This is a genomic window from Pseudomonas mendocina, from assembly GCA_037482215.1.
In the GTDB taxonomy this organism is placed as follows: domain Bacteria; phylum Pseudomonadota; class Gammaproteobacteria; order Pseudomonadales; family Pseudomonadaceae; genus Aquipseudomonas; species Aquipseudomonas mendocina_E.
On the sequence record CP148074.1, the window covers coordinates 717367 to 729516 of the forward strand.

The following is a 12150-nucleotide window of genomic DNA, read 5'->3' on the forward strand; positions in this document are numbered from 1 at the left end:
CTTTAGGCAAGGAGTTAATTGTCGTGGCTAAAGAAAAATTTGAACGTAGCAAACCGCACGTCAACGTAGGCACCATCGGTCACGTTGACCACGGTAAAACCACTCTGACCGCTGCTCTGACTCGCGTCTGCTCCGAAGTATTCGGTTCGGCTCGTGTTGACTTCGACAAGATCGACAGCGCTCCGGAAGAGAAAGCTCGTGGTATCACCATCAACACTGCGCACGTAGAGTACGATTCCACTATTCGTCACTACGCGCACGTTGACTGCCCGGGGCACGCCGACTACGTAAAAAACATGATCACTGGTGCTGCCCAGATGGACGGCGCGATCCTGGTTTGCTCGGCTGCTGATGGTCCGATGCCTCAGACTCGTGAGCACATCCTGCTGTCCCGTCAGGTAGGTGTACCGTACATCGTCGTGTTCCTGAACAAGGCTGACATGGTTGATGACGCTGAGCTGCTGGAACTGGTTGAGATGGAAGTGCGTGACCTGCTCAGCACTTACGATTTCCCAGGTGACGACACTCCGATCATCATCGGTTCCGCTCTGATGGCTCTAAACGGCGAAGACGAGAACGGTCTCGGCACTTCCGCTGTTAAGAAGCTGGTTGAGACTTTGGACAGCTACATCCCAGAGCCTGAGCGTGCTATCGACAAGCCGTTCCTGATGCCGATCGAAGACGTATTCTCCATCTCTGGTCGCGGTACTGTAGTAACTGGTCGTATCGAGCGTGGTATCGTTAAGGTACAGGAAGAGATCGAAATCGTTGGTCTGCGTGACACCACCAAGACCACTTGCACCGGCGTTGAAATGTTCCGCAAGCTGCTGGACGAAGGCCGTGCTGGTGAGAACTGTGGCGTTCTGCTGCGTGGTACTAAGCGTGACGAAGTTGAGCGTGGTCAGGTTCTGGTTAAGCCGGGTTCTGTTAAGCCTCACACCAAGTTCACTGCAGAAGTTTACGTACTGAGCAAAGAAGAAGGTGGTCGTCATACTCCTTTCTTCAAAGGCTACCGTCCTCAGTTCTACTTCCGTACTACTGACGTAACTGGTAACTGCGAACTGCCGGAAGGCGTTGAGATGGTAATGCCAGGTGACAACATTCAGATGACTGTCACTCTGATCAAAACCATCGCAATGGAAGAAGGTCTGCGTTTCGCCATCCGCGAAGGCGGCCGTACCGTTGGTGCTGGCGTTGTTGCCAAAATCATTGAGTAATCTCTTTTCGAGATAACCAGATGATTTGAAAAGCCCCCGCTTGCGGGGGCTTTTTTATTGGGTTGACACTTTCCGGGAGCGTCTATAGAATCACGCCTCCTTTTAACGGGCGTATTCCGTCCGTTGGGAATAGCAGCTTGGAATCTGAGGTCAAAATGCAAAACCAACAAATCCGTATTCGGTTGAAGGCTTTTGACCATCGCCTGATCGATCAATCAACCCAGGAAATCGTGGAAACCGCGAAACGTACTGGTGCTCAGGTGCGTGGTCCGATTCCTCTGCCTACTCGCAAAGAGCGGTTCACAGTACTGACTTCCCCGCACGTCAACAAAGACGCGCGTGATCAGTATGAGATCCGTACTCATAAGCGCGTTTTGGACATTGTCCAGCCAACGGATAAAACCGTTGATGCGCTGATGAAGCTCGACCTTGCGGCAGGCGTGGAAGTGCAGATCAGCCTCGGCTAAAACCGTAAGGTTTTCGTCGTGTAACGCTCTGAAATGGGCGGCCATAGCGGGTGAAAGCCCCGTACACTCATGAGGTTTAAACATGACTATTGGTGTAGTCGGTCGTAAGTGCGGCATGACCCGCATTTTCACCGAAGAAGGTGTCTCCATTCCGGTTACGGTCATTGAGATCGAGCCGAATCGCGTCACTCAGTTCAAAACTGAAGAGTCCGATGGCTATCGCGCAGTGCAGGTCACTGTCGGTGAGCGTCGTGCTTCTCGTGTCAGCAAGGCGCAAGCCGGTCACTTCGCTAAGGCGAATGTCGCGGCAGGTCGTTCTGTTCTGGAGTTTCGTCTTGAAGAAGGCGAATACCAGGCGGGTGATCTGATCAACGCTGAAATTTTCCAAGCTGGTCAGCTGGTGGATGTCACCGGTCAGTCCAAAGGTAAAGGCTTTGCCGGTACCATCAAGCGTTGGAACTTCCGCGGCCAAGACAATACCCACGGTAACTCCGTGTCTCACCGCGTTCCGGGTTCTATCGGCCAGTGCCAGACTCCAGGTCGCGTATTCAAGGGCAAGAAAATGTCCGGCCACTTGGGTGCTGAGCGTGTGACTGTGCAGTCCCTGGAAGTTGTGCGCGTCGATGCTGAGCGTAACCTCCTGCTGATCAAGGGTGCCGTACCTGGCGCTACTGGCGGCAACGTGGTTGTGCGTCCGGCAGTCAAGGCTCGCGGTTAAGGGGAAGCTGACATGCAATTAAATGTAAATGGCGCTCAATCGATCGAAGTATCTGAAGCCACTTTCGGCGGCGCATACAACGAGACCCTGGTTCACCAAGCAGTTGTTGCCTACATGGCAGGTGGTCGTCAGGGCAGCAAGCAGCAGAAGTCCCGTTCCGACGTAGCAGGTGGCGGTAAGCGCCCATGGCGTCAGAAGGGTACTGGCCGTGCTCGTGCTGGTACTACTCGTGGTCCGATCTGGCGTGGCGGTGGTGTGACTTTCGCAGCACGTCCGCAGAATCACGATCAAAAGCTGAACAAGAAGATGTATCGCGCGGCTGTCCGTTCGATCCTGTCTGAACTGGTTCGTAGCGATCGTCTGGTGGTTGTTGAAGATTTCAGCGTACAAGCGCCGAAAACTAAAGAGCTGCTGAGCAAACTGAACGGTCTGGGTCTGAATGACGTACTGATCGTTTCGGATTCTGTTGATGAGAATCTGTACCTGGCTGCACGCAACCTGCCGCACGTCGATGTACGTGATGTTCAGGGTTCTGATCCGGTCAGCCTGATCGCGTATGAAAAGGTGCTGGTCACCGTTTCTGCCGTGAAGAAATTCGAGGAGCTGCTGGGATGAACCAGGAACGCGTATTTAAAGTGCTGCTTGGCCCGCACATCTCCGAGAAGGCCACAGTTCTCGCTGACAAGAAAAGTCAGTTTGTTTTCAAGGTTGCGACTGACGCAACCAAGCTGGAAATCAAGAAGGCTGTTGAAAGCCTGTTCGGCGTCAAAGTTGAGCGCGTCACTACTCAGAATGTTCTGGGTAAGACCAAGCGTACAGCTCGTGGCCTGGGCAAGCGCAACGACTGGAAGAAGGCGATCATCTCCCTTCAGCCAGGCCAAGATCTCGATTTCGCCAGCAGTGCTGAGTAAGGAAGGGGTGCATCATGGCTATCGTTAAATGCAAACCGACTTCCGCTGGCCGCCGTTTTGTGGTCAAGGTGGTCAATCAGGAGCTGCACAAAGGCGCTCCGTACGCTCCGCTGCTCGAGAAGAAGTCGAAATCTGGCGGTCGTAACAACAACGGTCGTATCACTACCCGTCACGTTGGTGGTGGTCACAAGCAGCATTACCGTCTGGTCGATTTCCGTCGCAATGACAAAGATGGCATCCCAGCCACTGTCGAGCGTATCGAATACGATCCGAACCGTACTGCGCACATCGCTCTGCTGAAATATGCCGATGGCGAGCGTCGCTACATCATCGCGCCGAAAGGTGTGAGTGCTGGCGACCAGCTGATTGCTGGCATCATGGCTCCGATCAAACCAGGTAACAGCCTGCAGCTGCGTAACATTCCAGTTGGTAGCACTGTTCACGGTATCGAGCTGAAGCCGGGTAAAGGTGCTCAGGTCGCACGTTCCGCTGGTGCTTCTGCTCAGCTGATCGCTCGTGAAGGCGTCTACGTTACTCTGCGTCTGCGTTCCGGTGAGATGCGTAAAGTACTGGCTGAGTGCCGTGCGACTCTGGGTGAGGTCTCGAACTCCGAGCACAGCCTGCGTTCGCTGGGTAAAGCTGGTGCTAAACGCTGGCGTGGCGTTCGCCCAACCGTTCGTGGTGTTGCCATGAACCCGGTTGACCACCCACATGGTGGTGGTGAAGGTCGTACCTCTGGTGGTCGTCATCCGGTGTCTCCATGGGGCTTCCCGACTAAGGGCGCGAAGACTCGTGCGAACAAGCGCACCGATAACATGATCGTCCGTCGTCGCAAGTAAATAGAGGGATACGACAGTGCCACGTTCTCTGAAAAAAGGTCCTTTTATTGATCTTCACCTACTGAAGAAGATCGAAGTGGCGGTGGAAAAGAATGATCGTAAACCAGTTAAGACCTGGTCGCGTCGTTCTATGATCCTGCCGCAGATGGTCGGTCTGACTATCGCTGTACACAACGGCCGTCAGCATGTCCCAGTTCTCGTGAACGAAGACATGGTTGGTCATAAACTGGGCGAATTTGCCGGCACTCGTACCTATCGTGGTCACGTGGCTGACAAGAAAGCCAAGCGTTAAGGGGTGAGGAAATGGAAGTAGCCGCTAAGTTGTCGGGCGCTCGAATCTCCGCCCAGAAAGCCCGCTTGGTCGCCGACCAGATCCGCGGGAAGAAGGTGGGCGAAGCGCTCAACCTGCTTGCTTTCAGCAGTAAGAAAGCAGCCGAGATCATGAAGAAAGTGCTGGAGTCGGCTGTAGCCAACGCCGAGCACAACGAAGGCGCAGACGTTGATGACCTGAAAGTCAGCACCGTTTTCGTCAACGAGGGGCGTTCGCTGAAGCGCATCATGCCGCGTGCCAAAGGCCGCGCTGATCGCATCGTCAAGCGGTCTTGCCATATCACTGTCAAGGTTGCGGACAAGTAACGGAGTCGATCAGATGGGTCAGAAAGTACATCCCACTGGCATTCGCCTGGGAATCGTCAAGGATCATACCTCCGTCTGGTACGCAGACGGTCGCACTTACGCGGACTATCTGTTCGCAGATTTGAAAGTGCGTGAGTATCTCCAAGACAAACTAAAAAGCGCGTCCGTAAGCCGCATCGACATTGCTCGTCCGGCGCAAACTGCACGCATCACCATCCACACCGCTCGTCCAGGTATTGTGATTGGCAAGAAAGGTGAAGATGTTGAGAAACTGCGTCAGGACCTGACCAAGCAAATGGGTGTGCCTGTGCACATCAATATCGAAGAGATCCGCAAGCCGGAGCTCGACGGTATGCTGGTTGCTCAGAGCGTAGCTCAGCAGCTGGAGCGCCGCGTAATGTTCCGTCGCGCTATGAAGCGCGCTGTACAGAACGCCATGCGTATCGGTGCCAAGGGCATCAAAATCCAGGTGAGCGGTCGTCTCGGTGGTGCGGAAATCGCACGTACTGAATGGTATCGCGAAGGTCGTGTGCCGCTGCACACCCTGCGTGCCGATATCGACTATGCCACGTACGAGGCTCACACCACTTACGGTGTGATCGGTGTCAAGGTTTGGATCTTCAAAGGCGAAGTAATTGGTGGTCGCCATGAAGAGCTGAAGCCGCAAGCACCTGCTCCTCGTAAAAAAGCTGCTAAGTAAGGGGTACGCCAAATGTTGCAACCAAAGCGTACGAAGTTCCGCAAGCAGATGACAGGCCACAACCGTGGTCTGGCTCAGCGCGGTAGCAAAGTGAGCTTCGGCGAGTTCGCGCTGAAGTCTGTTTCCCGCGGTCGTCTCACCGCCCGCCAGATCGAGTCCGCTCGTCGTGCTCTGACTCGTCACGTTAAACGTGGCGGGAAAATCTGGATTCGCGTGTTCCCTGACAAGCCGGTAACCAAGAAGCCTCTCGAAGTGCGGATGGGTAAAGGTAAGGGTGGCGTGGAATATTGGGTTGCCCAGATTCAGCCAGGCAAAGTCCTGTATGAAATCGAGGGTGTTTCCGAAGAGCTGGCGCGTGAGGCTTTCGCCCTGGCTGCTGCAAAGCTGCCGCTCGCCACCACCTTTGTTAAGCGGACGGTGATGTGATGAAAGCGAATGAACTTCGTGAAAAATCAGCACAGCAGCTGAACGAGCAACTGCTCGGCCTGCTGCGCGACCAGTTCAATCTGCGTATGCAGAAAGCAACTGGCCAGTTGGGGCAGTCTCACCTGCTCTCGCAAGTTAAACGCGATATCGCTCGTGTGAAAACTGTGCTCAACCAGCAGGCAGGTAAGTGATCATGGCTGAAGCCGAAAAAACAGTCCGTACGCTGACCGGCCGTGTTGTCAGCGACAAGATGGACAAGACCATCACCGTACTGATCGAGCGTCGCGTTAAGCACCCGATCTACGGTAAATACGTTAAGCGTTCGACCAAGCTGCACGCGCACGACGAGAACAATCAGAGCAAGATCGGCGACAAGGTTTCCATCCGTGAAACCCGTCCGCTGGCCAAGACTAAGTCTTGGGCTCTGGTTGAAATCATCGAACGCGCAGTGGAAGTCTAAGGACTAGGGGTCGGAGAAATTATATGATTCAGACTCAATCCATGCTCGACGTCGCTGATAACAGCGGTGCTCGTCGCGTTATGTGCATCAAGGTGCTGGGTGGCTCGCATCGCCGCTATGCCGGCATCGGCGACATCATCAAAGTTACCGTAAAGGAAGCAATTCCACGCGGTAAGGTGAAAAAAGGCCAAGTAATGACTGCTGTTGTAGTCCGTACCCGTCACGGCGTTCGCCGTCCGGATGGCTCGATCATTCGCTTTGATGGCAACGCTGCTGTTCTGCTGAACAACAAGCAAGAGCCGATCGGCACCCGTATTTTTGGGCCGGTGACTCGTGAACTTCGCTCTGAGAAGTTCATGAAGATCGTCTCGCTCGCACCTGAAGTGCTGTAAGGAGATCCGACATGCAAAAGATTCGTCGTGACGACGAGATCATCGTGATCGCCGGCAAAGACAAAGGTAAGCGTGGCAAGGTTCTCAAGGTTCTCGCTGACGACCGTCTGGTCGTCGGTGGGGTTAACCTGGTGAAACGCCATACCAAGCCGAACCCAATGTCGGGCGTTCAGGGCGGTATCGTCGAGAAAGAAGCGCCACTGCACGCTTCTAACGTGGCCATTTTCAACAGCGAAACTAACAAGGCTGATCGCGTTGGTTTCAAAGTTGAAGACGGTAAAAAAATTCGTGTCTTCAAGTCGACCCAAAAAGCGGTTGATGCTTGAACACTGCTAGGTAGAAGACCATGGCACGACTAAAAGAGATTTACCGGAAAGAAATCGCGCCGAAGCTTAAGGAAGAACTTAAGCTCGCCAACGTGATGGAAGTTCCGCGCATCACCAAGATCACCCTGAACATGGGCCTGGGCGAAGCTATCGGTGACAAGAAAGTCATCGAGAACGCTGTTGCCGACCTGGAAAAGATCACCGGTCAGAAAGTCGTTGTGACTCATGCCCGTAAGTCGATTGCAGGCTTCAAGGTTCGTGAAGGTTGGCCGATTGGCGTCAAAGTGACTCTGCGCCGTGAGCGTATGTACGAGTTCCTGGATCGTCTGCTGTCCATCTCCCTGCCGCGCGTACGTGACTTCCGCGGCCTGAATGCCAAGTCCTTCGACGGTCGTGGCAACTACAGCATGGGCGTGAAAGAGCAGATCATCTTCCCGGAAATTGACTACGACAAGATCGATGCTCTGCGTGGTCTGGACATCACTCTGACCACCACCGCTCGTACGGATGATGAAGGTCGCGCTCTGCTGCGTGCTTTCAAATTCCCGTTCCGCAACTGATTGGAGTTTGGAACATGGCTAAAACCAGCATGAAAAACCGCGAGCTGAAGCGTCAGCAAACGGTAGCCAAGTACGCTAAAAAGCGTGCCGAGCTGAAAGCTACCATCGCCAATCAGAATGCAACTCCTGAAGAGCGTTGGGCTGCACAAATCGCACTGCAGAAGCAGCCGCGTGATGCTAGCGCATCCCGCCTGCGTAACCGCTGCCGCGTTACTGGTCGTCCGCACGGCGTATTCCGCAAGTTCGGTCTGTCCCGTATCAAGCTGCGCGAAGCTGCAATGCGTGGTGATGTACCAGGTCTGGTTAAAGCCAGCTGGTAACAAAAAACAAAGCCGGCCTAGCGCCGGCTTTGTTTTATCTGCGAATCAAGCCCCAATTGGGGCTTGATTCATTTTTGATCAGTCTCTAGAATGCTCGGCTCGCCTGAGCCTGGGGTAATTGTCCCTCAAATTCAGCGACTGTAGCCGAAAGGCTAATTCTTTTTGTATCAGGAGCGTCTAGCCCATGAGTATGCAGGACCCGTTAGCGGACATGCTAACTCGTATCCGTAATGCCCAGATGGCTGAAAAGTCCGTCGTAAGCATGCCGTCTTCCACTCTGAAGGTGGCTGTAGCCAAAGTTCTCAAAGACGAAGGTTATATTGCGGGTTATCAGATCAGCGGTGAAGTTAAGCCGCAGCTGTCCATCGAGCTGAAGTACTTCGAAGGCCGTCCGGTTATCGAAGAAGTTAAGCGCGTGAGCCGTCCAGGCCTTCGCCAATACAAATCCGTCGAAGAACTGCCGAAAGTACGTGGCGGTCTCGGTGTTTCCATCGTCTCCACCAACAAAGGTGTGATGACGGACCGCGCTGCGCGCGCTGCCGGTGTCGGCGGCGAAGTGCTTTGCACAGTGTTCTAAGGGGGGATAAGCATGTCTCGCGTTGCTAAGAACCCCGTTAAGCTGCCAGCAGGCGTTGAAGTTAAACTCGCCGGTCAGCAGCTTTCGGTTAAGGGTGCCAAGGGTACTCTGGAACTGAATGTTCACTCGTCCGTAGAGATCGTGCAGGAAGCTGGTGAGCTGCGTTTTGCTGCTCGCAATGGCGACCAGCAGACTCGTGCGATGGCCGGTACCACTCGCGCTCTGGTCAACAACATGGTGATCGGTGTTAGCGCTGGCTTCGAGCGTAAGCTGCAGCTGGTAGGTGTTGGTTACAAGGCCCAAGCTAAAGGTCAAGTGCTGAACCTCGCTCTCGGCTTCTCCCATCCGATCGACTATGAGTTGCCGGAAGGTGTTGTTGCTGAAACCCCGAACCAGACTGAAATCGTGCTCAAGGGTATCGACAAGCAACTGGTTGGTCAGGTCGCAGCGGAAATCCGTGACTTCCGTCGTCCTGAACCTTACAAGGGCAAAGGTGTTCGTTACGCAGACGAAGTCGTCCGCCGTAAAGAAGCCAAGAAGAAGTAGGGCATAGCAAATGACCGACAAAAAAGTTACTCGACTGCGTCGCGCTCGCAAAGCACGCCTGAAAATGCACGAACTCGAAACCGTGCGTCTGTGCGTGTACCGCTCTTCGCAGCATATCTACGCCCAGGTCATTTCGGCCGACGGCGGCAAGGTTCTGGCCAGTGCCTCTACCTTGGACAAAGCACTGCGTGACGGCGCCACTGGCAACGTTGACGCGGCCAAGAAAGTTGGTGAGCTGGTTGCAGAGCGCGCGAAAGCCGCTGGTGTGACTCAGGTTGCATTCGACCGTTCTGGCTTCAAGTACCACGGCCGCGTTAAGGCGCTGGCTGATGCTGCTCGTGAAGGCGGGCTGGAGTTCTAAGTTATGGCAAATAACGACCAAAAGCGCGACGAAGGCTATATCGAGAAGCTGGTACAGGTTAACCGCGTAGCCAAAACCGTTAAGGGTGGCCGTATCTTCACTTTCACTGCGCTGACTGTAGTGGGTGATGGTAAAGGTCGCGTAGGTTTCGGCCGTGGTAAGTCCCGCGAAGTACCTGCTGCTATCCAGAAAGCGATGGAAGCTGCTCGCCGCAACATGATTCAGGTTGACCTCAACGGCACAACCCTGCAGTACGCAATGAAGTCTGCTCATGGCGCTTCTAAAGTGTTCATGCAGCCTGCTTCCGAAGGTACCGGCATCATCGCTGGTGGCGCTATGCGTGCTGTTCTGGAAGTGGCTGGTGTGCAGAACGTTCTGGCCAAGTGCTACGGCTCGACTAACCCAGTGAACGTGGTTTACGCCACATTCAATGGTCTGAAGTCCATGCAGTCGCCGGCTTCCGTTGCAGCCAAGCGTGGCAAGAGCGTCGAGGAGATTCTCTGATCATGGCTAACACCATCAAAGTGACTCTGATCAAGAGCACCAATGGCCGTCTGGCTAACCATAAAGCCTGCGTCAAAGGTCTTGGCCTGCGTCGCATCAATCATACCGTTGAGGTTCTGGATACTCCGGAAAACCGCGGAATGATCAACAAGGCTTACTACCTTCTCCGTGTGGAGGGTTAATACATGTACCTGAACGATTTGAGTCCTGCGCCGGGTTCCCGTCGCGAGAAGCACCGTCCGGGCCGTGGTATCGGTAGCGGTCTGGGTAAGACTGGTGGCCGTGGTCACAAAGGTCAGACCTCCCGTTCCGGTGGCTCTATTGCTCCGGGCTTCGAGGGTGGTCAACAGCCTCTGCACCGTCGTCTGCCTAAGTTCGGTTTCGTATCTCTGAAAGCTATGGATCGCGCAGAAGTGCGTACTTCCGAGCTGAACAAGATCGAAGGCGGCGTTGTTACTCTGCAGTCGCTGAAGGATGCCAACCTGATCAACCAAAACGTACAGCGCGTCAAAGTGATGCTGTCCGGTGAAGTTACTCAGGCGGTCACCCTGAAAGGTATCGCAGCCACCAAGGGTGCGCGTGCGGCTATCGAAGCAGCTGGCGGTAAGTTCGAGGAATAAATGGCTAAGCAAGGTGCTCTCTCAGCGCTCAGCAATGGCGGGTTATCCGAGCTCTGGGCTCGTTTGCGCTTTCTGTTGATGGCGATCATCGTCTATCGAATTGGTGCGCACATCCCAGTTCCAGGAATTAACCCTGACCGTCTGGCGGATCTGTTCAGACAGAATGAGGGGACCATTCTTAGCCTTTTCAACATGTTTTCCGGCGGCGCGCTGGAGCGTATGAGTATTTTTGCACTGGGGATCATGCCGTATATTTCGGCGTCGATCATCATGCAGCTCATGACCGCTGTCAGCCCGCAGCTGGAGCAGTTGAAGAAGGAAGGTGAAGCTGGCCGTCGTAAGATCAGCCAGTACACCCGCTACGGCACCCTCGTTCTGGCTGTTGTACAAGCTATCGGTATGTCCGTTGGCTTGGCGAGTCAGGGCGTAGCGTTTTCAGTTGATTTCGGCTTCCACTTCGTGGCGGTTACCACTTTCGTGGCAGGCGCGATGTTTATGATGTGGCTGGGTGAGCAAATCACTGAGCGTGGTGTTGGCAACGGTATTTCGATGCTGATTTTTGCGGGCATCGTAGCCGGTCTGCCGTCGGCAATCGGGCAGTCCTTTGAGTCTGCGCGCCAGGGTGATATCAATATTTTCGCCCTGATTGCCATCGGTCTGCTGGCAGTAGCGATTATCGGTTTTGTGGTGTTCATTGAGCGCGGTCAGCGTCGCATTGCGGTGCATTACGCTAAGCGTCAGCAAGGTCGTAAGGTCTTCGCTGCGCAGACCAGCCACTTGCCGTTGAAGGTGAATATGGCGGGTGTAATTCCTGCCATTTTCGCCAGCAGCCTTCTGTTGTTCCCGGCTTCGCTGGGTGCCTGGTTTGGTCAGTCCGAAGGTATGGGCTGGCTGCAGGATATTTCACAGGCTATCGCTCCTGGTCAGCCGTTGAACATTCTGCTGTTTAGTATAGGGATCGTGTTCTTCTGTTTCTTCTATACAGCGTTGATGTTCAACCCGAAAGACGTAGCGGAAAACCTGAAGAAGTCCGGTGCCTTTATTCCGGGTATCCGTCCCGGCGAGCAATCGGCGCGCTATATTGATGGCGTGTTGACCCGCTTGACCATGTTCGGTGCTCTGTACATGACGGCCGTATGCTTGCTGCCCCAGTTCCTGGTGGTGGCTGCCAACGTACCGTTCTATCTTGGCGGGACTTCGCTGCTGATCGTAGTTGTGGTTGTGATGGACTTTATGTCCCAAGTACAATCGCACCTCGTTTCGCACCAGTACGAATCCCTGATGAAGAAAGCTAACCTGAAGGGCTACGGCGGCGGCATGCTCCGCTGATGTGTCCATAAGGTTCGAGGAGTTGGTAATGAAAGTTCGTGCATCGGTGAAAAAACTGTGCCGCAACTGCAAAATCATTCGTCGCGAAGGTGTCGTGCGAGTGATCTGCAGCGCAGAACCGCGTCACAAGCAGCGCCAAGGCTGAGTGTGATAAAAGCGTTTAAGCCCGGCAGCTAGTGTGCTGCCGGGTTGATTATTTGTTTTTACAGCGTTAATATCTCGCGCCCTATTTCTTGGCTTC

General features: G+C 54.2%; 24 protein-coding genes. All 24 read left to right on the forward strand.

All coding sequences use genetic code 11. From position 1 onward, the window contains the following. The first annotated feature begins 23 nt into the window (after positions 1 to 23). Complete coding sequence (gene tuf, locus WG219_03120; GenBank protein ID WXL26483.1) at positions 24 to 1217, forward strand: elongation factor Tu; 1194 nt, start codon at positions 24 to 26, stop codon at positions 1215 to 1217. Positions 1218 to 1372: 155 nt separating this feature from the next. Continuing rightward, positions 1373 to 1684: a 30S ribosomal protein S10 gene (gene rpsJ / locus WG219_03125; protein WXL26484.1), complete on the forward strand. Its 312-nt coding sequence runs from the start codon at positions 1373 to 1375 to the stop codon at positions 1682 to 1684. A gap of 82 nt (positions 1685 to 1766) precedes the next feature. Continuing rightward, positions 1767 to 2402, forward strand: coding sequence for a 50S ribosomal protein L3 (gene rplC / locus WG219_03130; GenBank protein ID WXL26485.1), 636 nt, complete (start codon positions 1767 to 1769; stop codon positions 2400 to 2402). A 12-nt stretch (positions 2403 to 2414) separates the two neighbouring features. Next, complete coding sequence (rplD, locus tag WG219_03135; protein ID WXL26486.1) at positions 2415 to 3017, forward strand: 50S ribosomal protein L4; 603 nt, start codon at positions 2415 to 2417, stop codon at positions 3015 to 3017. Beyond that, on the forward strand, positions 3014 to 3313 hold the full coding sequence (gene rplW / locus WG219_03140; GenBank protein ID WXL26487.1) for a 50S ribosomal protein L23: 300 nt from the start codon (positions 3014 to 3016) through the stop codon (positions 3311 to 3313). Before rplD ends, rplW begins: the two co-directional genes overlap by 4 nt. A gap of 14 nt (positions 3314 to 3327) precedes the next feature. Next, entirely contained in the window at positions 3328 to 4152 is an 825-nt protein-coding gene (rplB, locus tag WG219_03145; GenBank protein WXL26488.1) for a 50S ribosomal protein L2, read from the forward strand. Positions 4153 to 4168: 16 nt separating this feature from the next. Continuing rightward, complete coding sequence (rpsS, locus tag WG219_03150) at positions 4169 to 4444, forward strand: 30S ribosomal protein S19 (protein WXL26489.1); 276 nt, start codon at positions 4169 to 4171, stop codon at positions 4442 to 4444. Positions 4445 to 4455: 11 nt separating this feature from the next. After that, on the forward strand, positions 4456 to 4788 hold the full coding sequence (gene rplV, locus WG219_03155) for a 50S ribosomal protein L22 (protein WXL26490.1): 333 nt from the start codon (positions 4456 to 4458) through the stop codon (positions 4786 to 4788). 13 nt (positions 4789 to 4801) lie between these two features. Further along, positions 4802 to 5488, forward strand: coding sequence for a 30S ribosomal protein S3 (gene rpsC, locus WG219_03160; GenBank protein ID WXL26491.1), 687 nt, complete (start codon positions 4802 to 4804; stop codon positions 5486 to 5488). A gap of 12 nt (positions 5489 to 5500) precedes the next feature. After that, positions 5501 to 5914 carry a 50S ribosomal protein L16 gene (gene rplP / locus WG219_03165; GenBank protein WXL26492.1) on the forward strand — a complete coding sequence of 138 codons (414 nt, stop codon included), beginning with the start codon at positions 5501 to 5503 and terminating at the stop codon, positions 5912 to 5914. Beyond that, complete coding sequence (gene rpmC / locus WG219_03170) at positions 5914 to 6105, forward strand: 50S ribosomal protein L29 (GenBank protein WXL26493.1); 192 nt, start codon at positions 5914 to 5916, stop codon at positions 6103 to 6105. The genes rplP and rpmC overlap by 1 nt, the downstream gene beginning before the upstream one ends. Positions 6106 to 6107: 2 nt before the next feature. Further along, positions 6108 to 6374 (forward strand): 30S ribosomal protein S17, encoded by a 267-nt coding sequence (gene rpsQ, locus WG219_03175; protein WXL26494.1) that lies wholly within the window; start codon positions 6108 to 6110, stop codon positions 6372 to 6374. Between the two features lie 23 nt (positions 6375 to 6397). Beyond that, positions 6398 to 6766, forward strand: coding sequence for a 50S ribosomal protein L14 (rplN, locus tag WG219_03180; protein ID WXL26495.1), 369 nt, complete (start codon positions 6398 to 6400; stop codon positions 6764 to 6766). 11 nt (positions 6767 to 6777) lie between these two features. Further along, the gene (rplX, locus tag WG219_03185; protein WXL26496.1) at positions 6778 to 7092 is read left to right on the forward strand and encodes a 50S ribosomal protein L24; all 315 of its coding nucleotides are present in this window, start codon (positions 6778 to 6780) and stop codon (positions 7090 to 7092) included. A 20-nt stretch (positions 7093 to 7112) separates the two neighbouring features. Next, positions 7113 to 7652, forward strand: coding sequence for a 50S ribosomal protein L5 (gene rplE / locus WG219_03190; protein ID WXL26497.1), 540 nt, complete (start codon positions 7113 to 7115; stop codon positions 7650 to 7652). Between the two features lie 14 nt (positions 7653 to 7666). Further along, positions 7667 to 7972 (forward strand): 30S ribosomal protein S14, encoded by a 306-nt coding sequence (gene rpsN, locus WG219_03195; GenBank protein ID WXL26498.1) that lies wholly within the window; start codon positions 7667 to 7669, stop codon positions 7970 to 7972. A 184-nt stretch (positions 7973 to 8156) separates the two neighbouring features. After that, entirely contained in the window at positions 8157 to 8549 is a 393-nt protein-coding gene (rpsH, locus tag WG219_03200; protein ID WXL26499.1) for a 30S ribosomal protein S8, read from the forward strand. A 12-nt stretch (positions 8550 to 8561) separates the two neighbouring features. Continuing rightward, on the forward strand, positions 8562 to 9095 hold the full coding sequence (gene rplF, locus WG219_03205; protein WXL26500.1) for a 50S ribosomal protein L6: 534 nt from the start codon (positions 8562 to 8564) through the stop codon (positions 9093 to 9095). 10 nt (positions 9096 to 9105) lie between these two features. Next, on the forward strand, positions 9106 to 9456 hold the full coding sequence (gene rplR, locus WG219_03210; GenBank protein WXL26501.1) for a 50S ribosomal protein L18: 351 nt from the start codon (positions 9106 to 9108) through the stop codon (positions 9454 to 9456). 3 nt (positions 9457 to 9459) lie between these two features. After that, complete coding sequence (gene rpsE, locus WG219_03215; GenBank protein WXL26502.1) at positions 9460 to 9960, forward strand: 30S ribosomal protein S5; 501 nt, start codon at positions 9460 to 9462, stop codon at positions 9958 to 9960. A gap of 2 nt (positions 9961 to 9962) precedes the next feature. Next, entirely contained in the window at positions 9963 to 10142 is a 180-nt protein-coding gene (gene rpmD / locus WG219_03220) for a 50S ribosomal protein L30 (GenBank protein ID WXL26503.1), read from the forward strand. Between the two features lie 3 nt (positions 10143 to 10145). Further along, positions 10146 to 10580, forward strand: a complete 435-nt coding sequence (rplO, locus tag WG219_03225) for a 50S ribosomal protein L15 (GenBank protein WXL26504.1) — start codon at positions 10146 to 10148, stop codon at positions 10578 to 10580. Then, entirely contained in the window at positions 10581 to 11909 is a 1329-nt protein-coding gene (gene secY, locus WG219_03230; GenBank protein WXL26505.1) for a preprotein translocase subunit SecY, read from the forward strand. A 28-nt stretch (positions 11910 to 11937) separates the two neighbouring features. Next, a complete protein-coding gene (rpmJ, locus tag WG219_03235; GenBank protein WXL26506.1) occupies positions 11938 to 12054 on the forward strand; it encodes a 50S ribosomal protein L36 in 117 nt (38 codons plus the stop codon). The last annotated feature ends 96 nt before the right edge of the window (positions 12055 to 12150 follow it).

Coding starts and splice junctions, on each gene's coding strand:
- rpsN (WXL26498.1), top strand. CDS start 7,667: ATGGCTAAAACCAGCATGAAAAACCGCGAGCTGAAGCGTCAGCAAACG.
- rplN (WXL26495.1), top strand. CDS start 6,398: ATGATTCAGACTCAATCCATGCTCGACGTCGCTGATAACAGCGGTGCT.
- rplR (WXL26501.1), top strand. CDS start 9,106: ATGACCGACAAAAAAGTTACTCGACTGCGTCGCGCTCGCAAAGCACGC.
- rplP (WXL26492.1), top strand. CDS start 5,501: ATGTTGCAACCAAAGCGTACGAAGTTCCGCAAGCAGATGACAGGCCAC.
- rplO (WXL26504.1), top strand. CDS start 10,146: ATGTACCTGAACGATTTGAGTCCTGCGCCGGGTTCCCGTCGCGAGAAG.
- rplX (WXL26496.1), top strand. CDS start 6,778: ATGCAAAAGATTCGTCGTGACGACGAGATCATCGTGATCGCCGGCAAA.
- rpsQ (WXL26494.1), top strand. CDS start 6,108: ATGGCTGAAGCCGAAAAAACAGTCCGTACGCTGACCGGCCGTGTTGTC.
- rplC (WXL26485.1), top strand. CDS start 1,767: ATGACTATTGGTGTAGTCGGTCGTAAGTGCGGCATGACCCGCATTTTC.
- rplV (WXL26490.1), top strand. CDS start 4,456: ATGGAAGTAGCCGCTAAGTTGTCGGGCGCTCGAATCTCCGCCCAGAAA.
- rplD (WXL26486.1), top strand. CDS start 2,415: ATGCAATTAAATGTAAATGGCGCTCAATCGATCGAAGTATCTGAAGCC.
- secY (WXL26505.1), top strand. CDS start 10,581: ATGGCTAAGCAAGGTGCTCTCTCAGCGCTCAGCAATGGCGGGTTATCC.
- rpsJ (WXL26484.1), top strand. CDS start 1,373: ATGCAAAACCAACAAATCCGTATTCGGTTGAAGGCTTTTGACCATCGC.
- rpmJ (WXL26506.1), top strand. CDS start 11,938: ATGAAAGTTCGTGCATCGGTGAAAAAACTGTGCCGCAACTGCAAAATC.
- rpsC (WXL26491.1), top strand. CDS start 4,802: ATGGGTCAGAAAGTACATCCCACTGGCATTCGCCTGGGAATCGTCAAG.
- rpmC (WXL26493.1), top strand. CDS start 5,914: ATGAAAGCGAATGAACTTCGTGAAAAATCAGCACAGCAGCTGAACGAG.
- rplB (WXL26488.1), top strand. CDS start 3,328: ATGGCTATCGTTAAATGCAAACCGACTTCCGCTGGCCGCCGTTTTGTG.
- rpsE (WXL26502.1), top strand. CDS start 9,460: ATGGCAAATAACGACCAAAAGCGCGACGAAGGCTATATCGAGAAGCTG.
- rpsH (WXL26499.1), top strand. CDS start 8,157: ATGAGTATGCAGGACCCGTTAGCGGACATGCTAACTCGTATCCGTAAT.
- rpmD (WXL26503.1), top strand. CDS start 9,963: ATGGCTAACACCATCAAAGTGACTCTGATCAAGAGCACCAATGGCCGT.
- rplF (WXL26500.1), top strand. CDS start 8,562: ATGTCTCGCGTTGCTAAGAACCCCGTTAAGCTGCCAGCAGGCGTTGAA.
- rplE (WXL26497.1), top strand. CDS start 7,113: ATGGCACGACTAAAAGAGATTTACCGGAAAGAAATCGCGCCGAAGCTT.
- rplW (WXL26487.1), top strand. CDS start 3,014: ATGAACCAGGAACGCGTATTTAAAGTGCTGCTTGGCCCGCACATCTCC.